12 protein-coding genes are annotated in these 15,873 nt (G+C 47.0%); 11 read left to right on the forward strand and 1 reads right to left on the reverse strand.

The window, feature by feature from the left end:
- The first annotated feature begins 71 nt into the window (after positions 1-71).
- The 6 genes from AC50Y5_RS09400 to AC50Y5_RS09425 all read left to right on the forward strand — a co-directional run bounded on the left by AC50Y5_RS09400 (position 72) and on the right by AC50Y5_RS09425 (position 7,718).
- Entirely contained in the window at positions 72-1,811 is a 1,740-nt protein-coding gene (locus tag AC50Y5_RS09400; RefSeq protein ID WP_056040871.1) for a cache domain-containing sensor histidine kinase, read from the forward strand.
- Positions 1,812-1,821: 10 nt separating this feature from the next.
- Positions 1,822-3,369 (forward strand): response regulator transcription factor, encoded by a 1,548-nt coding sequence (locus tag AC50Y5_RS09405; protein ID WP_327204946.1) that lies wholly within the window; start codon positions 1,822-1,824, stop codon positions 3,367-3,369.
- Between the two features lie 130 nt (positions 3,370-3,499).
- Positions 3,500-4,819: an ABC transporter substrate-binding protein gene (locus tag AC50Y5_RS09410; protein WP_056040743.1), complete on the forward strand. Its 1,320-nt coding sequence runs from the start codon at positions 3,500-3,502 to the stop codon at positions 4,817-4,819.
- Between the two features lie 96 nt (positions 4,820-4,915).
- Entirely contained in the window at positions 4,916-5,815 is a 900-nt protein-coding gene (locus tag AC50Y5_RS09415) for a carbohydrate ABC transporter permease (RefSeq protein WP_056040740.1), read from the forward strand.
- Positions 5,816-5,817: 2 nt separating this feature from the next.
- Positions 5,818-6,654: a carbohydrate ABC transporter permease gene (locus AC50Y5_RS09420; protein WP_056040738.1), complete on the forward strand. Its 837-nt coding sequence runs from the start codon at positions 5,818-5,820 to the stop codon at positions 6,652-6,654.
- A 29-nt stretch (positions 6,655-6,683) separates the two neighbouring features.
- Positions 6,684-7,718 (forward strand): glycoside hydrolase family 88/105 protein, encoded by a 1,035-nt coding sequence (locus AC50Y5_RS09425; protein ID WP_056040736.1) that lies wholly within the window; start codon positions 6,684-6,686, stop codon positions 7,716-7,718.
- Between the two features lie 90 nt (positions 7,719-7,808).
- On the opposite strand, the gene AC50Y5_RS09430 is transcribed toward AC50Y5_RS09425, so the two are convergent.
- Positions 7,809-9,062: an MFS transporter gene (locus AC50Y5_RS09430; RefSeq protein WP_494860091.1), complete on the reverse strand. Its 1,254-nt coding sequence runs from the start codon at positions 9,060-9,062 to the stop codon at positions 7,809-7,811.
- 258 nt (positions 9,063-9,320) lie between these two features.
- On the opposite strand from AC50Y5_RS09430, the gene AC50Y5_RS09435 reads away from it, so the two are divergent.
- The 5 genes from AC50Y5_RS09435 to AC50Y5_RS09455 all read left to right on the forward strand — a co-directional run bounded on the left by AC50Y5_RS09435 (position 9,321) and on the right by AC50Y5_RS09455 (position 15,869).
- Positions 9,321-10,787 carry a M14 family metallopeptidase gene (locus tag AC50Y5_RS09435; RefSeq protein ID WP_494860093.1) on the forward strand — a complete coding sequence of 489 codons (1,467 nt, stop codon included), beginning with the start codon at positions 9,321-9,323 and terminating at the stop codon, positions 10,785-10,787.
- Positions 10,788-11,151: 364 nt separating this feature from the next.
- On the forward strand, positions 11,152-12,708 hold the full coding sequence (locus tag AC50Y5_RS09440) for an extracellular solute-binding protein (RefSeq protein ID WP_056040730.1): 1,557 nt from the start codon (positions 11,152-11,154) through the stop codon (positions 12,706-12,708).
- A 97-nt stretch (positions 12,709-12,805) separates the two neighbouring features.
- Positions 12,806-13,717, forward strand: a complete 912-nt coding sequence (locus AC50Y5_RS09445; protein ID WP_494860688.1) for an ABC transporter permease — start codon at positions 12,806-12,808, stop codon at positions 13,715-13,717.
- 47 nt (positions 13,718-13,764) lie between these two features.
- Positions 13,765-14,646 carry a carbohydrate ABC transporter permease gene (locus AC50Y5_RS09450; RefSeq protein WP_056040726.1) on the forward strand — a complete coding sequence of 294 codons (882 nt, stop codon included), beginning with the start codon at positions 13,765-13,767 and terminating at the stop codon, positions 14,644-14,646.
- Positions 14,647-14,723: 77 nt separating this feature from the next.
- A complete protein-coding gene (locus tag AC50Y5_RS09455) occupies positions 14,724-15,869 on the forward strand; it encodes a glycoside hydrolase family 88/105 protein (protein ID WP_494860096.1) in 1,146 nt (381 codons plus the stop codon).
- The last annotated feature ends 4 nt before the right edge of the window (positions 15,870-15,873 follow it).

Genomic DNA, 15,873 nt, shown 5'->3' on the forward strand with positions numbered 1-15,873 from the left:
AGAAGCAATTCGTGATGAGCGCTCCAACCGGGGCGCTTATTGTCGATAAGGGGGCAGTTCCTTTGCGTAATATGAGAGCGCTTTATGCGAATTTGCGTATTAAACATAAGCTGTTCCTTCTCCTCTCCGCCGTGCTATTAACCGTTGCGGTACTTGGCGGCGTTCTTCAGCAATATGCCTTCGACATCTACGATCAGAAAATCTATGAGCAATCTGCCAAAGCGTTAAGTCTCTCTGCTGTAAGCATTGAGAATGAGCTTCGAAAAATCGAGCAGTTGTCCTATACGATTGCAACAGACACCAAAGTACAGGAATATTTGCGGACTATTAAGAGCGGTGGAACGGAATACGATAACTATGTGCTTCAAATGAATATACAGGACCGCGTCGTTAATTTGGGCGGCTTGGATAAATATATTCATTCCGTTCAGCTATATGATGTGCATGATAAGGCTTATGCAACCGGCGTGCGCACGATAAATTTATCCAGTTCCAGACTGGAGCGGCTCAAGCTGGAAACGAAGCGAAATGAAGGGGGCAATACGTGGGTAGCGCCTGGCGAAGGCGACAGCTCGCTATCGGCAGCCCGTGAAATTCGCAGCTATAAAAATTTGGATATGGATTATTTAGGCACCATTGTCGTGCGCGTAGATGCGGTCAAGCTGTTCCATGACTTGTCGGCTGGCCTTGACAGCAGCGGAGCTAATATGATGATTGCCAGAGGTGCAGAATTAATTTATCCAGACAAGGCTATTTTTTCTGTCGAAGAGCTCTTAAGTTTGACAGATGGGTCAAGCGGATACCGCATTATGGAGCGGGAAGGCAATTCTTTTTTTGTCACCTACGTCGCTTCCAGCCGCATGAATTGGTATTATTATACGATCATCTCGTTTGATGATATTTTTCGCAATTTAGTTTGGGTCAAAAATTTCGTTATTGCCGCTTTTGGCTTGCTGTTTATTATTTCAGGCATATTTGCGCTGCGCGTCGCTAATGGGATTACTAAACCGATTGAACGGCTTAATGCCAATATGAAGCGCATTCAATTAGGGTATTTCGATTATGTTGAGGACCCGGCGGAGCGGGCGCTTGCGATGGATGAGGTAGGCCAAATGCAGCGAAACTTCCGTATCATGGTTGAACGCATCAATGAGCTGATTCATGAAAACTATGTCAAGCAGCTTGCGATTAAGGATACGCAGTTCAAGGCGCTCCAGGCGAACATTAATCCGCATTTTTTGTACAATACACTTGATTCGATTAACTGGAGCGCCAAAATGAGCAATCAGCTGCAAATTTCGCAAATGGTGGAAGCGCTCGGCTCCTTGCTTCGCACATCGATCAACTTGAAGGAGTCGATTATTCCGCTGCGCAAGGAACTGGAAATCGTCAATCATTACATTACGATTCAAACGTTCCGCTTTGAGGAGCGCCTCGACTTCAAGCTTGATGTTCCAGAGGAGCTGCTCAGCTGCGGTTTGCCAAAGCTGGCGCTGCAGCCGCTGATTGAAAATGCCATCCATTATGGATTGGAAGAAATGATTGACAGCTGTACCATTAGCATTCAGGCTTATATAGAGGAAGGGTACCTGTATATCGTTGTGCGGGATAATGGTCCCGGCATGGAGCAGGCTTATGCGGATAAGCTGTTAAGCGGCGAGGTGAAGACGAAAGGAACAGGGCTTGGGCTGCGAAATATTGATGAGCGCATTAAGCTGCTGTATGGCGAGGAATATGGCCTTCATGTGAGCAGCCAGCCGAATGAAGGGGCAGCGGTCAGCCTGAAGCTGCCTTATGAAAGGAAGGATTAGTTTGTTCAAAGTGCTGTTGGTAGACGACGAACGTATTATTTTGGAAGGCATTTCACAAATTGTTCCATGGACAAGCTCTGGCGCAGAGTTGATCGGCACTGCCCGAAATGGTTTGGAAGCGTTGACTTTTATTGAAGAACAACAGCCTGACATTATTATTTCAGATATCAAGATGCCAGGCATGGACGGACTTCAGCTTGTAGAGCGGGTAAAAGAGCTGTATCCGCAAATGGCATTCATTTTGCTTTCTGGGTTTAGTGAATTTGATTACGCGCGCACCGCGATGGCTTATGGAGTCAAACATTATTTGCTTAAGCCTTGTAATGAGACGAAGATTACGGAGGCGCTCATCGAGGTTATCGAAGATCTCCAGACGCAGCGCACGCAGCATCAATTCGTTCAAACGATTCAAAGCGAGCTGACCAGGGTGCTGCCCCATGCGAAAGCGCAATTTCTTAAAGAGCTCGTTACGAATAAAACGTATGGCAAGCGCGATTGGGATACGTATCGCCGGATGTTTCATATTACGCATGACACATTGCCAATCAGGCTCATCTTGATGCAGGTGGAAGGGATGTTTGAATACGAGCATATTTTTGCCCTGACGAACATTGCCGAAGAAAAGCTTGGCGAGGAAATTGTGCTGCTCAGTACAACGATCGGTCGGCACGTCCTGCTGCTTATTCAGGAAACAGAGCAGGAGGAGCAGCTGTTCTCCCGGCTGTCAGGCATGAAGTGCACCTTCACTGATTTTTATAAGCTTGAAACGACGATTGCCGTCAGCGGTGCTGGAGAAATTACGGATGCACGCAAAATGTACCGCGAGACGCTTGAATGCCTGAACTTCCGCTTTCATGTAGGAGAGGGCGCGATTATTACGCCTCAGGATCTTTCTACCGCAGCAGCAGTGCTGCCTTCGAGCTTCGATTATGACGAGGAGCAGCTTGGCATGGAGCTGAAAGCGGGGAACTGGGAAGCCGCGAGCGAGGAATTGGCCCGTTTTTTTCAATTGCTTGCCGATCAGCGCATGGATACGGTGCTGACAAAATCATATGTCATCCCGCTCTTTGTTACCATCTCCCGGCAAAGCGCACCGGATCGGTTAAACGATTATTTGCAAATGCTGGCACGGCTTGATGAGCTGGAGACGCTGAAGGCTATTGAAGCTTTCGTGAGACAAGCAGCTAAAGACATATGCGAGGCGAATTTTGATTCATTTGCCAGCAAGCAATCGACGGTTATAAAAAAAATGATCGAAGTTATCGCATCCAATCTCGCTGATCCGGCATTGTCGCTCAACTGGGTAGCGAATGAAATTTTATATATGAATGCGGATTATTTAGGCAAGCTTTTCAAGAAAGAAACGGGTGAGCGCTTCTCAGCCTACGTCATGAAGCTGCGTGTAGAGAAGGCGATGGAGGAAATTATGCGGACGGAGGACGTTAAAGTTTTCGAGCTTGCGGAGCGTTTTGGCTTCGGAGACAACCCGCAATATTTCAGCCAAGTTTTTAAAAAACATACCGGCTATACGCCATCCGACTACAAGAGATCACTATAAACGTATAGTGATCTCTGTTTTTTTAACAAAAAAAGCGGTTTTCTTTATTAAGAAAACGCATACAAAACGCTATACTTTGATTTGTAAGCAACATAAATAATCACTAAGAAGAAATAAGGGGGAATACGAAATGAAGAAGCAAGCTAAAAAAGTTGTTCTCGCCCTCATGGCGTCCGCACTCATGCTGGCTACCGCTTGTGGCAGCAACGCAGGAACGAATTCGGAAACAGGCACTAATGCAGGAACGAACAGCGGTGGCGGCGACAAGCCGATAACGCTTCGCATGGCATGGTGGGGTTCTGAAACGCGCCACGAATACACGAAAAAAGTCATTGACCTTTACAAAACGAAAAATCCAAATGTAACGATTGAAGTTGAATATGCAAACTATGATGATTATTGGAAAAAAATCGCTCCGCAAGCAGCAGCTAATGAGCTTCCGGACATTATGCAAATTGATACCGGCTACTATGCACAGTATGCAGGCAAAGGCCAACTGGCAGACCTGACTCCATACTTCGGCAAAGAAATTGATGTAACCAACATTTCTGAAAATGCTTTGAACGGTGGTAAATTGGGCGATGGCGTGTTCGGGATGAACCTTGGCGTCAACTCTCTCGGCTTCCATTACGATCCAGCAACGCTAGCTAAAGCTGGCGTAGACAGCATCCCGGAAAATTGGTCGTGGGATGATTATCTGTCCATCGCGGCGAAAGCGAAAGAGAACGGCATTTATATCGACAGCGGCATGCGCGCAGAAGTATTCTTCGGCTACTACCTCCGTACAGTAGGCAAGAAGCTTTACAATGAGGCAGGCAATGGACTTGGCTATGAAGATGACCAATTGTTCGTAGATTTCTTTGGCAAACTGGCTGATCTTGTGAAATCCGGCGCAGCGCCAACTCCAGATACACTCGCTCAAATTAAGGGTGTTGAAGATGATATGACGGTGAAAGGCACGCAAATCGGCGTATGGCAGTGGTCCAACCAGTTTGTTGCCCTTCAGCAAGCGGTTAACCGTCCAATGAAATTTGCTCCAGCGTTAAACCCAGGCGCTAAAGAAGGTCTGTACCTGAAGCCAAGCATGTTCTTCTCAATTTCGAAAAACTCGAAAGCGAAAGAAGAAGCAGCGAAATTTATCAACTTCTTCGTTAACGATACAGAAGCAAACAAGCTGATTCTTGGCGAGCGTGGCGTTCCAGTATCCAGCGTTATTAAAGAAGAGCTTAAACCGCTATTGTCCCCAGAGCAAGTTCAAGTATTTGATTATGTAGCTTGGTCGGAAGAAAACAGCTCCCCAATGGATCCAGTTGATCCAATCGGTGCTATCGAAGTATTTGCATCGCTGAAAAGCTTGACGGAGCAACTGAACTACGGACAAATTTCGGCAGAAGATGCTGCTAAGAAATTTAGAAGTGAAGCAGAAAACGTATTGAAGAAAAATAAATAAAAGTTGGAAAAGCGGGCGATGGCGCTTATAAGATGGCCTATCGCCCTTCCCTTAAACCGACTTAATAGACTTCACTAGGAGCAGGAGCTGGTAACGATGAAATCATTGTCCTTCCGTAACAATCTCGTTGGATACACGTTTATATCACCGTTTGTCATTGGCTTTCTAATTTTCACCCTCATACCTGCAGCCGCGTCCCTTTATTTCTCCTTTACGGATTATGATTTGCTGTCATCGCCCAGCTGGATAGGGCTTGAAAATTATACGTCCATGTTTACTTCGGATGACCGCTATTTGCAATCGCTTAAGGTTACGATGCTTTACGTGTTTCTGGGTGTTCCACTGCGGCTGATTTTCGCTTTATTCGTCGCTATGATCTTGAATACAACCTCGAAAGCTGTCGGGTTATATAGAACGGTGTATTACTTGCCTTCCATTATTGGAGGAAGCGTCGCAGTATCGATTATGTGGCGGAACCTGTTTGGCGATCAAGGGATTATCAATGTGATGCTTAATTCGTTAGGCGTAGACAGCGTACGCTGGTTCGGTGATCCAAATGCCGCATTGTTCATGCTCGTCACGTTATCGGTATGGCAGTTTGGTTCCTCGATGTTGATTTTCCTGGCGGGACTGAAAAATATCCCGAATGAATTGTACGAAGCATCCGGTGTTGACGGTGCGGGCTTCTTTACAAAGTTTTTCCGCATCACCTTGCCAATGCTGACGCCGATTATTTTGTTCAATCTGATTATGCAATTAATTAGTGCATTCATGACCTTCGTTCCGGCCTACATTATTTCCAAAGGTGAGGGCGGTCCGCTAGATGGCACGCTGCTGTACTCCTTGTATCTGTTCCGTCAAGCCTTCGTATTCTTCGATATGGGTTATGCTTCTGCAATGGCATGGGTCATGCTCATCATCGTTGGTATTTTGACAGCAGTCGTATTCGCAACATCCAAGCTATGGGTTCACTATGAATCGGAAGGAGGCCGCTAAACATGATATTGAAAAAATTTAAGTGGCCGATTTATCACATTTTCGTTGGCCTGCTGGCGATCGTTATGGTGTATCCCGTTATTTGGCTGCTCATGAGCTCTTTTAAGCCTAGTAATCTTATTTTCACAACTTCCAGCTCGCTCATTCCTGATCCATGGATTTGGAGCAACTACGTTACAGGTTGGATTGGGTCCTCTGGGCAATCATTTATGGGTTTTATTACAAACTCGCTGAAAATCGTTATTTTCTCGACGATCGGTGCCGTATTATCATCAGCTTTTATCGCCTTCGGTTTTGCTCGTCTGCAGTTTAAGGGCAGAGCGATCTGGTTCGCGGTGATGATGGTTACGCTGATGCTGCCGCATGACGTTGTACTCGTTCCGCAATACATTATGTTTTCCAAGCTGGGCTGGATCGGTACGATTTCACCGATTGTTGTACCTCAATACTTTGGTGTTCCGTTCTTCATCTTCCTGATGGTTCAATTTATTCGGACCATTCCAAGAGAGATGGATGAAGCGGCTACGATTGACGGAGTTGGGAAGTTCGGATTGTTTTTACGCATTATCCTGCCGCTCATTATTCCGGCGCTGGCAACAGCTTCGATTTTCTCCTTCTACTGGCGTTGGGAAGATTTGATGGGACCATTGCTTTATCTGAATAAACCAAGCTCTTATACCGTATCGCTCGGTTTGAAAATGTTCCTCGATAGCGAAAGTGTATCCAACTGGGGTGCCATGTTCGCAATGTCGATCGTAAGCTTGATTCCGGTTTTAGGCGTATTCTTCTTATTCCAGCGCTATATCGTTGAAGGAATAAGCACAAGCGGGTTGAAATAGTGACGATGAATAATGAGGAGACGATTGAAATGCCACAACTGCAATTTGATGAACAACATTTACGCGAAGTGATCGATAAAGTCGTAGACCGTACATTCCGCATGGATTTTGGCTGGGATTGGCCCGGCGGCGTCGCATTTTTCGGTGTATGCGAAGCTTATGAGGCAACGGGGAATGAAAAATACTTAACGCTGCTTAAAGAATGGGTGGACGAGAAGCTTGAGGATGATCTTCCTAAGCTGTCGGTTAACGGCGTATCGATTGGTCACGCTCTCATTACGTTATATAAGGCAACCGATGACCGCAAGTATTTAGATATTGCGATCAAAATGGCAGATTATTTGCAAAACGATGCGGTACGGTTTGCCGAAGGCATTTTCCAGCATACGGTTAATTCTGAAACGTACAATTTCCCTGAGCAGGCTTGGGTCGATACGATGATGATGGCGGGTTACTTCCTCATTCGCATGGGCGAGCTTCTGGGACGGGAAGACTATTTGGAGGACGGCTTGCTGCAATACCATGGTCATGAGCGTGTATTGCAAGACCCTGTCAGCAACTTGTATTATCATGGCTGGGATAATATTGCGCAAAACCATATGTCGAGCATTTTCTGGGCACGCGGCAATGGCTGGGCTGCGCTTACGATGGCCAAAGCGCTCCCGCTCATTGCCGTACAGCACCCATCCTTTATGATTATTGAAGGGTCGCTGCGCGATCAGGCCGCTACGCTGGTGCGCCTGCAATCAGAGAAGGGACTCTGGCATACGATTGTGACCGATCCTACTTCCTATGAGGAAACTTCCGGTTCGGCAGGCATCGCGGCAGGCTTGTTCACTTTCGGGTCGCTGTACAATAAATATATCCAGAAGTCGATCGACGGTATTTTGGAGCAAATTACCGAAGATGGCGCTGTACAAGGCGTATCGGCTGGAACGGCTGTTATGAATGATGCGGAAGGCTATAAAGGAGTATCCTACAAACGGATTCAAGGCTGGGGCCAAGGCTTGACACTCGCTTTCCTGGCTGCGGTGCTGCAATCGAAAAAACGCGAGTTTTCGTAAGAGACAGCCTGTGCGATAGCTGGACAAAAAAATGCAGTAAAAAACGCTTCTCCACTTAAGGTGGGGAGGCGTTTTTTACTGCATGCTTATTTACTCAGTCAAAGCCTTCTCTGCTGCAGGAGTAATGCCGCTCTGCAACTTAAACAGCGGGAGGAGTATAGCTACACCTAGTAGGAAAAATAAACCTGCAATGATGTACATAGGCACGAGTGAAATCGCATTTTTCATCAAGCCCGACAACATCATCGTAACGACCATCGAGCCCATGAACATAGGTGTTAAGATGCCATTTACGCGACCGATAAACGACTCCTTCGTGTTTTGCAAAATTAAAGTGTTAATTCCGATTTGGATGCAAGGCAAAGCTAAACCGCTAATAAATTGAAGGCTAAGCGTGAACCAATAATCCTTCGAAAATCCCATTCCGATCATCGCGATACTATCGATTGTCATGCCAAGCGCTATTAGCTTCTGCGGCGATAGTTTACTGGAGAAGCTCATCGCAAGCACGCCGCCGATAATCATGGCTATCCCATTTACTAATAGAAACCACTGCAAATAATCCTCCGGTTTCCCAAGCCGCTCTGTAATAAGGAAGATACCCATTGGCTGAATTAAGCCAAGACCAAGCCCAGCAGCAATGAAGCCGCCGCCAAGTGTACGCAGTATTTTACTGGACCATACGTAGCGAAAGCCCGCTTTAATGTCTTCTAGCACGCGGGATTGCTGCTGCTGCTCTCCAGCATCATCTCGATCACGAGGCAGGAAAGCTAGCGAAACAGCAGATAACAGAAAGGCTGCGCCCATTACGCCAATGGCCGTCTCGATGCCATAGCTTTGGTAAACAAACGTACCAACGACGGGGCCGAATATCATAAAGACGGCGAACAGTGTCTGATAAAGCGACATACCCGTCTGGACTAGATGTTCGGGTACATGCAGCTTGAACAGCTTCATGCCAGCAGGCTGAGAAAATTGCGACAAAATAGCTGAAATTAAGGTGGCAAAAAAGACGGCATGCCAAGTTCCATTTTCCATGGCGAATAATACGGCCAAAATGGATACGGCGCTTAACAGGTCGCACCACACCATCGTCTTCTTCGGCCTCCAGCGGTCGGCGAACGTCCCGCCAATAAACGAAAATACGAAGATTGGCGCGAACTCCGCAACGGATATGAGCGATACGGCGAATGCATCATCATTAGTCATTTTTTTTACATAAAGCAGAACCGCGATATTTCGTACCCAGATGCCGATTTGCAAAAATAAAGTGGACATCAATATTGCTTGTACAAATCGATTGCTTAACAGCGATAATGCTGAAGCAGGTTGATTGGCTGTCATCCTTTTCACCTATCCTTTTTCACTTTTTAAGCAGCGTTGTATTCAATGGAAATTTTACAGGACATTCCAATGTGAAAAAAGGCTCCCTAGAACGAAAGTGTACTCCGCCTTAAGACGGATAAATGGGAGCTTCTGGCATCTAAACGGTATATCCATTACTATATTATTTTGTATTTCTAGCAGGTAAATATAGTATTTTTGTCGAAATTTCATGGATGTTGTTGAAATCTATCGAATACAGACAAGGGGCTTGTTTACATGCATTTGTTTTTGAGAAAAAAGACGTTATTATGGCTGCTTATTTTGGCGATTGTGCTGCCTACTCTAGTTGCAGCGAGTGGAGGGGGCTCCAAGCAAGCGATTATAAATCCAAAACAGCTCTACAGCTATGAAATAATGACGCGTGATATAAAGAAGCTCGATGAAGCTTATCCTGAGCTGATCCGTTATCGGAGCCTCGGAAAAAGTGAATATGGGCGCGAGCTGTGGGTAATGGAAATTGGCAATGGGCCTGTTAATGTATTGCTGAATGCATCCCATCATGCAAGGGAATGGATGACGACCATTACGGTCATGAATATGGCGGAAACGATGGCTGCAAGCGCAGCTAAGCAGGGAGTGTGGAAGCAGCTTAATACGGCTGATTTATTCGATCACATCACGTTTCACATTGTGCCTATGGTTAATCCCGATGGCGTAACCCTCCAACAAAAAGGGCTAGCTGCTTTTCCGCAGCAAAATCATGCCGAATTAATCAAAATGAACAAAAATAGCCGGGATTTCAAGCGCTGGAAAGCTAATGGCAAAGGTGTCGATTTGAACAGGCAGTATCCCGCCGATTGGGACACGATACGCCAAGCCGAATATGCGCCTTCCTATAAAAATTATAAAGGCAAAAAGCCGCTGGAAGCGAAAGAAGCCCAGCTTATGTACAATTTCACCAAACAAATAAAGCCGGAAATCGCAATATCCTATCACTCGTCCGGTGAAATCATATTTTGGAATTTTAAGACGAAAGCATCTAATTTGCCAAGAGACCGGGCATTTGTCCAAGCTTACGCAGCCATGACGGGCTATCGGGCGGTAGCTCCAGAAGCTAATCCTTCGGGGGGCGGTTTTACCGATTGGTTTATTACCGAGTTCGGCAAACCGGCCCTTACGCCAGAAATAGCTCCTGCTGTAGGGGAGACGAATGTACCGCTTAGCTACTGGGATCGGATCTGGAAGCAGCACAAGGACACGATGTGGCTTATTGGGACGACGGCTTACGAGCAAGCGATGCTGACAGAAAAAGCAAAAAAAGCGTCTGCCACCATTGAGCTGACCTCGCCAGCGACATCTTATCGTTATCCGGTTCTGAACAGAGAAACAGCTAGCAGCGTAAAATCAGGTGTCTATAAGGTGACGAGGGAAAAAGGAAGCTGGTATGAGATCCAAATAAGCGGGCAAGGGAGCAGATGGATAGCTAAAAGCGTGGCGAATCCGTGGAGCAAGCCAGTTCCAACTCCAACATCAAGTACAAGTCCAAACCCGACACCGACTGCAAGTCCTATTGTGACTCCGCCTTCACCTAGCCTGGCGGCACCGATTGCGTCGGAGCCATCAGCAGAGCAGGCGTCGACTGCTCCTTCAGCAACTGAAATTCCAATAGTGGAGGGGGCGCCGGTGGAAGATTCGGGATCGAGCGTGATTCCAACACCGATTCCAGCCCCCAGCTCAACTTGAAACTAAAACCATTCAAGGTGAAACGGCTGTCGCCGTCCTCTGGCGGCGCGGCGCGTTTCATTTCGAGAAATATAGAGTGAGGATAGAAAAATTATATACTTTCTTATATTTTTAGAAAGCATGCAGAGAGCGAATGAGCAACACCCTGCATGCTTTTTTGCTGCGCTTTTTTTGGCGGGAAAAGGACCGGATTGGGGGTATAACCGCTATAATCCTTAGCTCACATTTGGCTGTAACCCTTGCGCCACAAGGGATTGCGCCACAACATATGGCGTGGTGATTATAGGCAAACCGCCCCAGCGGAGTTTACGATAAAAGGGTAACAAGCGCACCTAAATGAATTCCAAATTCGGGAGGTCAAAGCATGAGAAAGAAACAAGCGGCAACAACATTTCGCGTCTTATGTACAACGACATTAGCAGGCTGCATTTTGGCAGGCTGTGCATCAGGCTCAGGCGTGAACGAGGGAAGCGCAACTTCAGGCACCAATCAAGGAGGCGCACCTACGAGCGAAACACAAGCTCCTTTTAAACTGACAATAATGACAAACTTGCATACACCGGAGGTTCCTACGGATGCCATTGAGAAAATGCTAGAGGAAAAAACGAACACGGATTTGACGATTAACTGGGTGCCAGACGGCAGCTATGAAGAAAAACTAAACTCGTCATTTGCAACCGGTTCCTTGCCTCAGGCCGTATACATGAAAAATCAGACGACCTACATTTTATTCCGCGACGCCATTCGCAACAATCAATTTTGGGAAATTGGCCCATTCATTAAGGACTACCCGAATTTAAGCAAGCTCGATGAGCTGGTTGTGAAAAATACAGCGGTAGACGGCAAAACGTATGCCATCTATCAAGAGCGTCCGCTATCGCGCCAAGGCATTATTTTCCGCAAAGACTGGGCGGATAAGCTAGGGCTCGCTGCACCAAAAACGACAGATGAGCTTTACAATATGCTGAAGCAGTTTAAGGAAGGCGATCCGGACGGCAACGGCAAGGCCGACACGATGGGTCTGACCGACCGCAGCGATTTGGTGTATGGCGCATTTAAGACGGTCGCCTCATATTTTGGCACACCGAACAACTGGGGCTTGGCAGATGGCAAGCTGCAGCCGGAATTTATGTTCCCGCAGTATAAAGAAACGATGGATTTCTTCAAGAAGCTGTATGACGAAGGCCTAATCAATAAAGATTTCCCGGTTACGAGCAAGGAAGATCAGCAAAATCTGGTCATCACAGGAAAAGCGGGCATGTACATTGGCTCGATGGCGGATGTGCAAAGCTTGCATCAAAAAACCGTCGAAATTAATCCAAATGCCCTTTACGATGTAGCGAACCACATTAGCGGACCGGACGGCAATGCGGGCATTTGGTCGATTCCAGGTTATGGAAACCTAGTATTGTTCCCGAAATCGTCCGTTAAATCGGAAGAAGAGCTGAAAAGCATCCTGGCTTTCTTTGACAAGCTGATGGAGCCAGAGCTGGCTAACCTTGTGAAATGGGGAGTTCCAGACAAGCATTACACCATTGTTGAAGGCGGCTTAGTCCAAAAAATCGAAGATACAAAGATGACAGACCGCGAGCAAAAGCCATATGAAATTTTGCAAGTGGGCGGCGAAAGCACGATTGATATGCTGCGTGCCTACAATAAGCTTCCAGCTAAAGCAAAAGCTGAAGAACTTATTATCGAAAACAACAGCATGCTGATTAACGATCCAACAGCAGCGCTTGATTCCAAAACATTTGGCTTGAAGGGCGTAGAGCTTCAGCAAATTATTAACGATGCGACATACCGCTATATTTTGGGCAATCTGGACGCGGCTGGATTTGATGGTGAAATCGAGCGTTGGAAAAAAGGCGGCGGCGAGAGCATCATCACGGAATACAATGAATCTTTGGCTAAATCGCAATAGGGCAGTAGGAATAGAACTCCTGTAAAAACAGGGAACCGAAAGGATGTTTCACATGAGCAGCAACTCAGCTTCGGCAGTAGCAGCCGTTAAGCCGGACATGAAGAAGCATGACCTTCGCCGGCGCATATTGAAAAACAAAGCCATCTATCTCATGATTTTGCCGGGACTGCTGTATTTTGTCTTATTCAAATATTTCCCCATGTGGGGGCTTGTGATCTCCTTCCAGGAATACCGTCCATACGACGGTATTCTCGGAAGTGATTGGGTAGGCTTCAAGCATTATCAGCGCTTGTTTACCGAGCCGATGTTTTGGACGATTTTTCGCAATACGATCATCTTGTTTCTGATGAACTTAATTTTCTTTTTTCCCGTCCCTATCATACTCGCGATTTTGTTAAATGAAGTAAGGCTGCAAGCCTTCAAGCGTTTTGTGCAAACGATTGTGTACATTCCGCATTTTATGTCCTGGGTTATCATCGTATCGATTTCCTTCGTCATGGTCACAATGGATGGCGGGATGATCAATGAGGGCCTTGATGCGATGGGCATGCAGAAAATCAACTTTCTGCTAAGCGATGAATGGTTCCGGCCCATGTACATTGTGCAGGTCATCTGGCGTGAAGCAGGCTGGGGAACGATTGTGTACCTGGCGGCCATCGCGGCCATCGATCCACAGCTGTACGAAGCATCGCGGATGGACGGTGCCAACCGTTTCCGCCAAATTTGGCATATTACATTGCCGTCGATCCGCAGCGTTATTGTAATCCTGCTCATTTTGAAAATTGGCGATGTGCTGGAGCTAGGATTTGAGCATGTGTATTTGCTGCTTAACGCGATGAACCGGAATGTGGCGGAAATCTTTGATACGTATGTGTATACAGCAGGGCTTAAACAGGGGCAGTTCAGCTATAGCACCGCGGTAGGCTTCTTCAAATCCTTCGTCGGTTTGGTATTGGTAATGTCTGCGAACTGGCTGGCCAAAAAATTCGGCGAAGAGGGCGTTTATTAAGCTCCACGTTTGCCGCCGAAGCAACATCTTGAGGAGGAAAGGCTATTATGGTGCATGACAAAACGATTGGCGGCCGCCTATTTGATGGCGCTGTCTATGTAATATTATTTTTAGTTGCGTTAGTGACGATTCTTCCTTTCCTGCATATTATTGCCGGATCGCTAACGACGGTTGATGAGCTGGCGCAAAAGCGATTCGTCCTGTTTCCAACGAAAATTAGTTGGGATGCGTACACCTATATTTTCTCAACCAATACCATTTTTCGAAGTATGCTGGTTTCGATTGGAGTTACTGGTTTTGGTACGCTGTTCAGCATGATACTTACATCATTGATGGCCTATGGCTTGTCAAGACGTGATCTGGTTGGTCGCAAGCAGCTGATGTTTATGATTGTGTTTACGATGCTGTTCAGCGGCGGGATGATTCCGACCTTCATCGTCGTGAAGTCGCTAGGGATGATCGACAGTTATGCGGCGCTAATTGTGCCAACGGCGATTAATGCGTTTAACCTGATTATTTTGCGCAGCTTCTTTCAAAATTTGCCGGATGGTCTTGAGGAGTCGGCAAAAATCGATGGCTGCACGGATTGGGGTATTTTATTTCGCATTGTCATTCCGCTCTCCATGCCGGCAATTGCAACGATTTCCCTCTTTTATGCCGTAACGTATTGGAACACATATTTGCCAGCGATTTTGTACATTGATAGTGCTGAAAAGTGGCCGATTCAAGTGTTGCTGCGGCAAATTGTTATTTTGGCAAGCGGCTTGACGGCGGATTCATCGGGCTTCTCGGGTGATTTCGTTACACCTCCAGATCAGACGATCAAAATGGCCGTCATCGTGGTAGCGACCGTTCCGGTACTGCTCGTGTATCCATTTTTGCAAAAGTATTTTGATAAAGGCGCTTTACTGGGCTCGGTGAAGGGGTAGTCTGCCTGCAGACACTTCCCTTCGGGGGTTCACAGTTTGTCATCCTTGTATCCTATATGAAGAGAGGTTGAAGTCAAATGAGTCTATCCACTTTAGCTGAAACGATGCGTGTACGCGATGCGTTAGCGCTGGAATGGGGCGTTGCCGCCTGCGATTCCTTAATGGCGAGATTTCCCCAAGCGCATGACTTGCCTCCAGCAAACCGCTGGCATTACCATCAAGGTGTGTTTTTGTATGGTATGCTCAAGGTATGGGAGCAAAATGGCGACGAGCGATATTTGCTTTATATTAAAAGCTACGCGGATGCCTTGATCGATCCATATGGGAATCTAGCTTTTGAACGCGGCGAGCTGGATGCGATAATGGCAGGGCTGATTTTGTTTACGCTGGACGAGCAGTTTGATGATCCACGGTATCGGCTGGCGGCAGATCGCCTGCTCGGACTGTTCGGAACGCTCAATCAGACGTCGGAGGGAGGCTTCTGGCATAAGGATAAATATCCTTATCAAATGTGGCTGGATGGCCTCTATATGGGCGGCGTATTTGCAATGATTTATGGTGCGAAATATGACAAGCCGGAGCTACTGGATATGGCGCTCAAGCAGGAGCGATTAATGAATCGGCATATGAAGGATACACGTACAGGATTGCTGTATCATGCGTGGGATGAGACGCGAAGCATGCCATGGGCTAACCCGATGACGGGATGCGCACCCGAGTTTTGGGGCCGGTCACTCGGCTGGTATGGGATGGCGCTTGTCGACTTTCTCGATGTAGTGCCAGCTTCTCATCAAAGCAGAGCTGTCATCGAGCTGGAGGTTGCAGCGCTTGTTGAAGCGCTCGCCGAGTTCCAGGATGAAAACAGCGGATTGTGGTATCAGGTTGTCAATAAAGGCAAGCGTGAGGACAATTGGCTGGAAACCTCGTGTACAAGCCTCTTCCTATATACGATAGCGAAAGCGATCAAGCATGGCTGCATTCCGAAGGCTTACTCAGAAATTGCAGCAAAAGGCTATGAAGGTCTGCTCCGTACGCTGCGTTCCGATGAGGCGGGGCTGATTGTAACTGGCATCTGCATCGGAACGTCGGCGGGGGATTATGACAACTACGTGACACGGCCAACAAGCGAGAACGATTTGCACGGTGTAGGTGCTTTCGTACTCGCTTGTGTAGAATTGGATGGCATACTCGGTTTGCAGTCTGCTCAAGCACAAAAGGAATAGGCAC

The sequence above is a fragment of the Paenibacillus sp. JT22N7 genome, from assembly GCF_059383875.1.

Excerpts from the sequence above, each read along its gene's own strand:
- AC50Y5_RS09430 (WP_494860091.1), bottom strand. The coding sequence starts at position 9,062 with ATGACAGCCAATCAACCTGCTTCAGCATTATCGCTGTTAAGCAATCGA.
- AC50Y5_RS09455 (WP_494860096.1), top strand. The coding sequence starts at position 14,724 with ATGAGTCTATCCACTTTAGCTGAAACGATGCGTGTACGCGATGCGTTA.
- AC50Y5_RS09400 (WP_056040871.1), top strand. The coding sequence starts at position 72 with ATGAGAGCGCTTTATGCGAATTTGCGTATTAAACATAAGCTGTTCCTT.
- AC50Y5_RS09415 (WP_056040740.1), top strand. The coding sequence starts at position 4,916 with ATGAAATCATTGTCCTTCCGTAACAATCTCGTTGGATACACGTTTATA.
- AC50Y5_RS09425 (WP_056040736.1), top strand. The coding sequence starts at position 6,684 with ATGCCACAACTGCAATTTGATGAACAACATTTACGCGAAGTGATCGAT.
- AC50Y5_RS09440 (WP_056040730.1), top strand. The coding sequence starts at position 11,152 with ATGAGAAAGAAACAAGCGGCAACAACATTTCGCGTCTTATGTACAACG.
- AC50Y5_RS09450 (WP_056040726.1), top strand. The coding sequence starts at position 13,765 with ATGGTGCATGACAAAACGATTGGCGGCCGCCTATTTGATGGCGCTGTC.
- AC50Y5_RS09410 (WP_056040743.1), top strand. The coding sequence starts at position 3,500 with ATGAAGAAGCAAGCTAAAAAAGTTGTTCTCGCCCTCATGGCGTCCGCA.
- AC50Y5_RS09435 (WP_494860093.1), top strand. The coding sequence starts at position 9,321 with ATGCATTTGTTTTTGAGAAAAAAGACGTTATTATGGCTGCTTATTTTG.
- AC50Y5_RS09420 (WP_056040738.1), top strand. The coding sequence starts at position 5,818 with ATGATATTGAAAAAATTTAAGTGGCCGATTTATCACATTTTCGTTGGC.
- AC50Y5_RS09445 (WP_494860688.1), top strand. The coding sequence starts at position 12,806 with ATGAAGAAGCATGACCTTCGCCGGCGCATATTGAAAAACAAAGCCATC.